Annotated in this window: 7 protein-coding genes; 1 reads left to right on the top strand and 6 read right to left on the bottom strand. The window is 70.5% G+C overall.

What is annotated here, in order from left to right:
• From PHQ87_RS12830 to PHQ87_RS12810, 5 genes are all read right to left on the bottom strand, one after another.
• Positions 1-913, bottom strand: a 913-nt coding sequence (locus PHQ87_RS12830) for a histidinol-phosphate transaminase (protein ID WP_300234948.1), incomplete at its 3' end; no start/stop codon positions are given.
• Entirely contained in the window at positions 910-1,875 is a 966-nt protein-coding gene (locus PHQ87_RS12825) for an aspartate carbamoyltransferase catalytic subunit (protein ID WP_300234946.1), read from the bottom strand. The genes PHQ87_RS12830 and PHQ87_RS12825, both read right to left, overlap by 4 nt.
• Positions 1,872-2,402 carry a bifunctional pyr operon transcriptional regulator/uracil phosphoribosyltransferase PyrR gene (gene pyrR, locus PHQ87_RS12820; protein WP_300234943.1) on the bottom strand — a complete coding sequence of 177 codons (531 nt, stop codon included), beginning with the start codon at positions 2,400-2,402 and terminating at the stop codon, positions 1,872-1,874. The genes PHQ87_RS12825 and pyrR overlap by 4 nt, the downstream gene beginning before the upstream one ends.
• Positions 2,399-2,797 (bottom strand): Holliday junction resolvase RuvX, encoded by a 399-nt coding sequence (ruvX, locus tag PHQ87_RS12815; protein WP_300234941.1) that lies wholly within the window; start codon positions 2,795-2,797, stop codon positions 2,399-2,401. The genes pyrR and ruvX overlap by 4 nt, the downstream gene beginning before the upstream one ends.
• Positions 2,797-3,393, bottom strand: coding sequence for a YqgE/AlgH family protein (locus tag PHQ87_RS12810; protein ID WP_300234938.1), 597 nt, complete (start codon positions 3,391-3,393; stop codon positions 2,797-2,799). The genes ruvX and PHQ87_RS12810 overlap by 1 nt, the downstream gene beginning before the upstream one ends.
• 34 nt (positions 3,394-3,427) lie before the next feature.
• On the opposite strand from PHQ87_RS12810, the gene PHQ87_RS12805 reads away from it, so the two are divergent.
• Positions 3,428-4,924, top strand: coding sequence for a deoxyribodipyrimidine photo-lyase (locus tag PHQ87_RS12805; protein WP_300234935.1), 1,497 nt, complete (start codon positions 3,428-3,430; stop codon positions 4,922-4,924).
• Here PHQ87_RS12805 and PHQ87_RS12800 read toward each other — a convergent pair.
• Positions 4,900-7,270: response regulator (locus PHQ87_RS12800; RefSeq protein WP_300234933.1), on the bottom strand; the 2,371-nt coding region annotated here is incomplete at its 5' end. The genes PHQ87_RS12805 and PHQ87_RS12800 overlap by 25 nt on opposite strands.

Here is a 7,270-nt window from a genome sequence, read left to right as displayed (position 1 = left end):
CGGGATGGCGCGCGAACAGGAAGTTGGCCGACGAGGGCAGGCAGGCAAAGCCACGCTGCGTCAGCGCACCGGTCAGCCATTCGCGCGAGGCGATGATCTGCTGGCGCGTCTGCTCGAAGTGCGCGTGATCTTCCAGTGCCGCCTGGGCACCGATTTGCGCCAGCCGGTCCAGCGGATAGGAGTTGAAGCTGTCCTTGACCACCATCAGCGCCTCGATCAGCGGCGCCTGGCCAAGCGCGAAACCCACCCTCAGGCCGGCCAGCGAGCGCGACTTGGACAGGGTCTGCACCACGAGCAGGTTCGGGAACTCGCCGACCAGGCTGACCGCGCTGTCGGCGCCGAAGTCCACGTAGGCCTCGTCGATCACGACCACGGACCCCGGGTTGGCCTGCAGCAGCGCGCGGATGTCGGCCAGCGGCAGCGCCACGCCCGTGGGCGCATTCGGGTTGGGCAGCACGATGCCACCGTTGGGACGCGCGTAGTCGGCCACACGCACCTCGAAGGTGTCGGTCAGCGGGATGCGCTCGGCCGCCACGCCGTAGAGGTTGGCGTACACCGGGTAGAAGCTGTAGGTGATGTCGGGGAACAGTACCGGCCGGCCGTGCCGCAGCAGGGCCATGAAGGCCAGCGCCAGCACCTCGTCGGAGCCATTGCCGACGAACACCTGGTCGGTGCCCAGGCCGTGCAGGCCGGCGATGGTCTGGCGCAGCGCCAGCGCCTGCGGGTCGGGGTACAGGCGCAGGCGCTCGTCCAGCGCCTCGCGCATGCGCGCCAGCGCCAGCGGCGACGGCGGGTACGGGTTCTCGTTGGTGTTGAGCTTGATCCAGCCGCCGCCCTGCGGCTGCTCGCCCGGCACATAGGCGTGCAGGCCGCGGATCGCCGGGCTCCAGAACGGAGAGTCGGCCGCGCTCATGCCTCGTTCCCCGCGACGATGCTGAGCACCGCCATGCGCACCGCGATGCCGAAGGTCACCTGCGGCAGGATCACGCTCTGCGGGCCGTCGGCCACGGCGGAATCGATCTCGACGCCGCGGTTGATCGGGCCCGGGTGCATGACGATGGCGTCGGGCTTGGCCCAGCGCAGGCGCTCGGTCGTGAGGCCGAAGCTCTTGAAGTATTCCTGGCTCGAGGGCAGCAGCGCGCCGCTCATGCGCTCGTTCTGCAGGCGCAGCGTGATGACCACGTCGCAGTCCCTGATGCCCTCCTCCAGCGTGTGGCACACGCGCACGCCCAGGTGCGACAGGTCGCTGGGCACCAGCGTGCGCGGGCCGACCACGCGCACGTCGGGGCAGCCCAGCGCGGTCAGCGCATGGATGTCGGAGCGCGCCACGCGCGAGTGCACGACGTCACCGACGATGGCCACCGACAGCTTGGTGAAGTCCTTCTTGTAGTGGCGGATGGTGTAGGCGTCGAGCAGGCCCTGCGTCGGGTGCGCATGGCGCCCGTCACCGGCGTTGACCACGTGCACGTGCGGCGCCACGTGCTGGGCGATCAGGTAGGGGGCGCCGCTTTCGCTGTGGCGCACGACGAAGATGTCGGCCGCCATGGCCGAGAGGTTGGCGATGGTGTCGAGCAGCGACTCGCCCTTGGCGGTGGAACTGCGCGCGATGTCCAGCGTGTACACGTCGGCCGACAGGCGCGTGGCGGCGATGTCGAAGGTGGTGCGGGTGCGGGTGCTGTTCTCGAAGAACAGGTTGAACACGCTCTTGCCGCGCAACAGCGGCACCTTCTTGACCTCGCGGTCGTTGACGCTGACGAAGTTCGACGCCGTGTCGAGGATGTGCGTGAGGATCTCGCGCGGCAGGCCTTCGGTGGACAGCAGGTGGATCAGCTCGCCGTTGCGGTTGAGCTGGGGGTTGTTGCGTGTCTTGCTCATGCCTGTGCCTCCACGGCGAAACGCAGGCAGCCGCCCTCGTCGCGCACCAGCTCCAGCGATTGCGATGCGGGCAGCGTGACCCGGGCCGCGGCAAAGTCGGCCTGCACCGGGAGTTCACGCCCGCCCCGGTCCACCAGCACGGCCAGCCGGACGCTGGCCGGCCGGCCGTAGTCGAACAGCTCGTTGAGCACCGCGCGCAGCGTGCGGCCGGTGTAGAGCACGTCATCGACCAGCAGCACGTGGGCGCCACCGACCTCGAACGGCAGGCGCGTCTGTGCGGTGACCGACAGCCCGCGCTTGGCGAAGTCGTCGCGGTGCATGGACGAGGAAATCACGCCGGCCTCGCCGTCCAGGCCCAGGTCGCGCTGCAGGCGCTGGGCCAGCCAGGCACCACCGGAGGTGATGCCGACCAGCCGCAGCGGGCCGTCGGCACTGGCGATCAGGCCACGCACGCCGCGCAGCAGCGTCTGGTAGAGCTGCTCGGCGTCGATGTGCAGCGAATCCTGTAGATGGGTGGATGGGGTCATGGCAGTTGTCTCAAAAACTGTTCCAGGATGATGCAGGCCGACGCGGCGTCGGCGTCGCGCGCACCCAGGCTGTGGGCCTCGGTGGTGCTGTAGCGCTCATCCACTTCGAACACCGGCAGGGCAAAGCGCCCGCGCAACTGGCGCGCGAACCGGCGCGCGCGCTGGGTGTTGTCGTGGGCCGCGCCATCGGGATGAAAGGGCACGCCGACCACCAGCGCGTCGGGCTGCCACTCCTTCAGCCGGCGGGCGATCTGCTCGAAGCGCGCGTCGCCCTCGGCGGCAATGGTCGCCTGCGGCGTCGCCGTGCGGGTGAGGCGATTGCCGCTGGCCACCCCGGTGCGCTTGAGTCCGAAATCGAAGGCCAGGAAGGTCTGGCAGGCATCCGGCACGTCCATCAGGCGTGCCCTGCGTCGGGCGAGAGCATCCAGGGTTGCAGGCCCAGCAAACCCATCGCGCGCTCGTAGCGCTGGTCCACCGGGGTGTCGAAGATCAGTTCGTGGTTGGCGGGCACGGTCAGCCAACTGTTTTCGCCGATCTCGGACTCGAGCTGGCCCTTGCCCCAGGACGAGTAGCCCAGCGAGAGAAAGACGCGGCGGGGGCCCGCGCCGCTGGCCATGGCGTCGAGCACGTCGCGCGAGGTGGTCATCTCCAGGCCACCGGGGATGGACATGGTCGAGGCGTACACCGACTCGCCCTCGCCCGCGCCGGCGTCAATGGCCTCGTGCAGCACGAAACCGCGCTCGGTCTGCACCGGCCCGCCCTGGAACACCGGCCGCTCGCGCAGGTCCTCGCGCTTGAGCGGCAGATCGAGCTTGTCGAACAGTTGTGGCAGCAGGATGTCGGCCGGCTTGTTGATCACCAGGCCCAGTGCGCCGCGCTCGCTGTGCTCGCACATGTAAACGACGCTGCGGCCGAAAAGGTCGTCGCTGAGGCCTGGCATCGCGATCAGGAAGTGATCGGTCAGGTTGGTGGGTGCAAAATCAGCGGACATTCCCTGATTTTATGCCGCCGCCCGGCCACCGACGATGAACCGCTATGACAAAGGTCTGATGTGGTTCCGGCGCGACCTGCGCGCCGAGGACAACGCCGCGCTGCACCACGCGCTCAGCGCGTGCCGGCAGGTCTGGTGCGTGTTCGTGTTCGACACCGAGATCCTCGATCCGCTGACCGCGCGCGGACTGACGGCCGACCGGCGGGTCGAGTTCATCCGCGAGTCGGTGGTCGAGCTCGATGAACGGCTGCGCGCACTGGGCCGGCAGCACGGCCACGCGCACACCGGTCTGATCGTGCGCCATGCCCGGGCACGCGAGGCCATTCCGGCGCTGGCCGCCCGCCTGGGTGTGCAGGCGGTGTTCGCCAACCACGACGACGACCCGGCGGCCAAGGCGCGCGACGCCCAGGTGTTCGGCGGCCTGGCCCATGCCGGCATCATGTTCCACGGCTACAAGGACCACGTGATCTTCGAGCGGCGCGAGCTGCTGACCCGCGCCGGCGGGGTGTTCAGCGTGTTCACGCCCTACCGCAAGGCCTGGCTGAACCAGCTCGGCGGGGAGCACCTGCGGCCCTGGCCGGTGGCACCCCTGGCCGCGGCCCTGGCCCCCCTGCCGGGGCCGGTGGGCGGCGAGTGGAACAGCCCGGTGCCCCGGCTGTCGGACCTGGACTTCACGCCGACGAACCTGTCGCTGCTGCCGCTGCCCTGCGGCAGCAGCGGCGCGCAACGCCTGCTGGCCGACTTCATCGATCGCATCGGGCACTACCACGAGGCGCGCGATTTCCCGGCCGTCAAGGGCCCGAGCTACCTGGGAGCCCACCTGCGTTTCGGCACCGTGTCGATCCGCGAGGTGGCGTCGATCGCGCACCGCCTGCACGGGCAGGGCATCCAGGGCGCCAGCACCTGGCTGGACGAGCTGATCTGGCGCGACTTCTTCCACCAGATCCTGGCCAACCACCCGCACGTGGTGAGCCGGGCCTTCAAGCCCGCCTACGACCGGGTCCGCTTCGAGCACGGCCGCCATGCCCAGGCCCTGTTCGAGGCCTGGCGCCAGGGACGCACCGGCTACCCCCTGGTGGACGCGGCCATGGCCCAGCTCAAGCAGACCGGGTACATGCACAACCGCCTGCGCATGCTCGTGGCCAGTTTTCTGGTCAAGGACCTGGGCCTGCACTGGCGCTGGGGCGAGCAGCACTTCGCCGACCACCTGATCGACTACGAGCTGGCCAGCAACAACGGCGGCTGGCAGTGGGCGGCCTCCAGCGGCTGCGACGCCCAGCCCTGGTTCCGCATCTTCAACCCGGTGACCCAGAGCCAGCGCTTCGACCCGCAGGGCAAGTTCATCCGGCGCTACCTGCCGGCCCTGGCCGCCCTGCCCGACCCGCTCCTGCACGCGCCCTGGCGGGCGAGCGAGGTGGAGCTGGCCGCGGCCGGCGTGACGCTGGGCGAGTGCTACCCGCGGCCCGTCGTCGATCACGCCGAGGCACGGGAGCGCACGCTGCAGCGCTATGCGGTCGTCAGACTCGCGTAGTGGGCGATCAGCGCCAGCAGTTCCTCTTCCGAGTAGGGCTTGCCCAGGTAATGGTCAACGCCCAGCTCGCGGGCGTGCTCGCGGTGTTTTTCGGCGATCCGCGAGGTGATCATGATCACCGGCAGATCGGCCAGGCGGGCGTCGCTGCGGATGTTGCGCACCAGATCGAAGCCGTCCATGCGCGGCATCTCGATGTCGGAGAGGACCACGGCCGGGCGCTCCTGCTGCAGGCGCTCCAGGGCCTGCAGGCCGTCGGCCGCCAGTGCCACCCGGTAACCTTCGCGCTGCAGCAGGCGCTGCGTGACGCGGCGCACGGTGATCGAGTCGTCCACGACCAGCACCAGCGGCACGTTGCTGACCGCCACGGCCGGCTCGTCGGTGCCGGCCTGGCCGGCCGCGGCCGTGGGCGCCGCCGTCTGCGCCGCCACCCAGGCCGTCACCTGGTCGCCGTACACCGAGGCCAGCGCCACCGGGTTGTAGATCAGGGCCACGGCACCCGAGGCCAGCACCGACATCCCGGCCAGGCCCGGCAGGCGCGACAGTTGCGGGCCGAGGTTCTTGACCACCGCTTCCTGGTTGCCCAGCACTTCGTCCACGTGCACCGCCACCCGCTGCGCGGCACTGCGGAAGATCACCACCGGCAAGGTGCGGCCGAGCGCCTCGGTCGAGCGTGGCGAGGACTGCAGCAGGGCACCCGCCCAGTAGAACGGGATGTCTTCATTGCCGGCACGCAGACGGCCACTGGCATAGGCGGCGGCCAGCTCGTCGGCCGACACGCGCCGCACCAGCTCGACCAGACTGGAGGGCACGCCCACCGTCATGTCGCCGGCGCGCAGCATCACCACCTGGGTCACGGCGGTGGTCAGCGGCAGCACCAGCGTGAAGCGGGTGCCCTCGCCGCACCGGGTCGAGGTCTCGATGCGGCCGCCCAGTGCCAGCACGTCGCTGCGCACCACGTCCATGCCCACGCCACGGCCGGCCAGCGCCGAGACCACGCTGGCGGTGCTCAGGCCGGCGCGGAACACCAGTTGCGCCAGTTCGCTGTCGGAGACCGCCGCGTCCGCCGCGATCAGGCCCTGCTCCACCGCCTTTTCCCGCAGGCGTTGCAGGTCGATCCCGGCGCCGTCGTCCTGGAACACCACCGACACGTCGTTGAGTTCCTGCGCCAGCCGGATCTCGATCCGGCCCTCGGCCGGCTTGCCGGCGGCCAGACGCGCCTCGGGCGTCTCGATGCCGTGCACCACGCTGTTGCGCAGCAGGTGCTCGAAGGCCGCCGTCATGCGATCGAGCACGCCGCGGTCCATTTCGATCGCGCCACCGACGATGTCCAGCCGGACCTGCTTGCCACTTTCCTTGGCCGCCTGCCGCACCACGCGGTACAGGCGCTCGGAGATGCCCTCGAACTCCACCATGCGCGTGCGCAGCAGATCGCGCTGCAGCTCGCGCGCCTGGCGCCCCTGGGCCACCAGGCTGTCTTCGGTGGCTTCGACGGCACGTTGCAGGTTGCGCTGCACCGTGGCCACGTCGTTGACCGACTCGGCCATCATGCGCGTGAGTTCCTGCACGCGGGTGAAGCGGTCGAACTCCAGCGGGTCGAAGGACTGGTTGGCGTCCTTGGCCTGGGCCAGGCGCGACTGCATCTGCGACTCGGCCTGCAGCTCGATGTCGCGCAACTGCTGGCGCAGGCGGTCCAGGTTGCCGGTCAGGTCCTTGAGCGAGCCGCGCAGCGTGAGCAGCTCGGCTTCCATGCGCGAGCGGCTGATCATGACCTCGCCAGTCTGGCTCATCAGGCGGTCGAGCAGCTCGGGTCGCACGCGCACGGCGGCGCCGGCCCGCGTGGCCGCCAGGCTGGGCGGCACCGGCAGCACCAGCCCGCCCGTGGTGGACGCCGGTGCAGACGGGGCCGCGGCGGCCACCGCGGGGGGTTCATCGGCCACGCGGGCCGGTGCGACCGGCGCGGGCGTCGGCGCAGGCGCGGCAGCCGGTGCCGGCTCGGGGGTTGTTTCGGGTGCCGTCAGCACCGCGTCGTGCACGGAGGCATCGCCTTCGCGCAGGGCGTCGAAGCGCGCATGGATGGCGTCGTAGGACGCGATCAGCGGTTCGAGGAGCGCCGACGTGAGGTGCTCGCTGCCCAGCGACTCGGCATCGGTCTCCATGCGGTGGACCATCTCGCCCAGGCGCAAGGCGCCGGCCAGCCGCGCGCTGCCCTTGAGGGTGTGCAAGGCGCGCAGCACCTCGGCCCGGGCACTGCCGTTTTCCGGTCGGGCGACCCACTGGCGCAGGGCCCCGCCCATGCGGGGCAGCAGCTCCAGCGCTTCCTCGGTGAAGATCGGGAACAGATCGAGA

Source organism: Hydrogenophaga sp. (assembly GCF_028698005.1).
Taxonomy (GTDB): domain Bacteria; phylum Pseudomonadota; class Gammaproteobacteria; order Burkholderiales; family Burkholderiaceae_C; genus Hydrogenophaga.
Note: the sequence above shows the minus strand (reverse complement) of the source record. Positions and strands in the feature narration are given on the sequence as shown.

Excerpts from the sequence above, each read along its gene's own strand:
- PHQ87_RS12810 (WP_300234938.1), bottom strand. The coding sequence starts at position 3,393 with ATGTCCGCTGATTTTGCACCCACCAACCTGACCGATCACTTCCTGATC.
- pyrR (WP_300234943.1), bottom strand. The coding sequence starts at position 2,402 with ATGACCCCATCCACCCATCTACAGGATTCGCTGCACATCGACGCCGAG.
- ruvX (WP_300234941.1), bottom strand. The coding sequence starts at position 2,797 with ATGGACGTGCCGGATGCCTGCCAGACCTTCCTGGCCTTCGATTTCGGA.
- PHQ87_RS12825 (WP_300234946.1), bottom strand. The coding sequence starts at position 1,875 with ATGAGCAAGACACGCAACAACCCCCAGCTCAACCGCAACGGCGAGCTG.
- PHQ87_RS12805 (WP_300234935.1), top strand. The coding sequence starts at position 3,428 with ATGAACCGCTATGACAAAGGTCTGATGTGGTTCCGGCGCGACCTGCGC.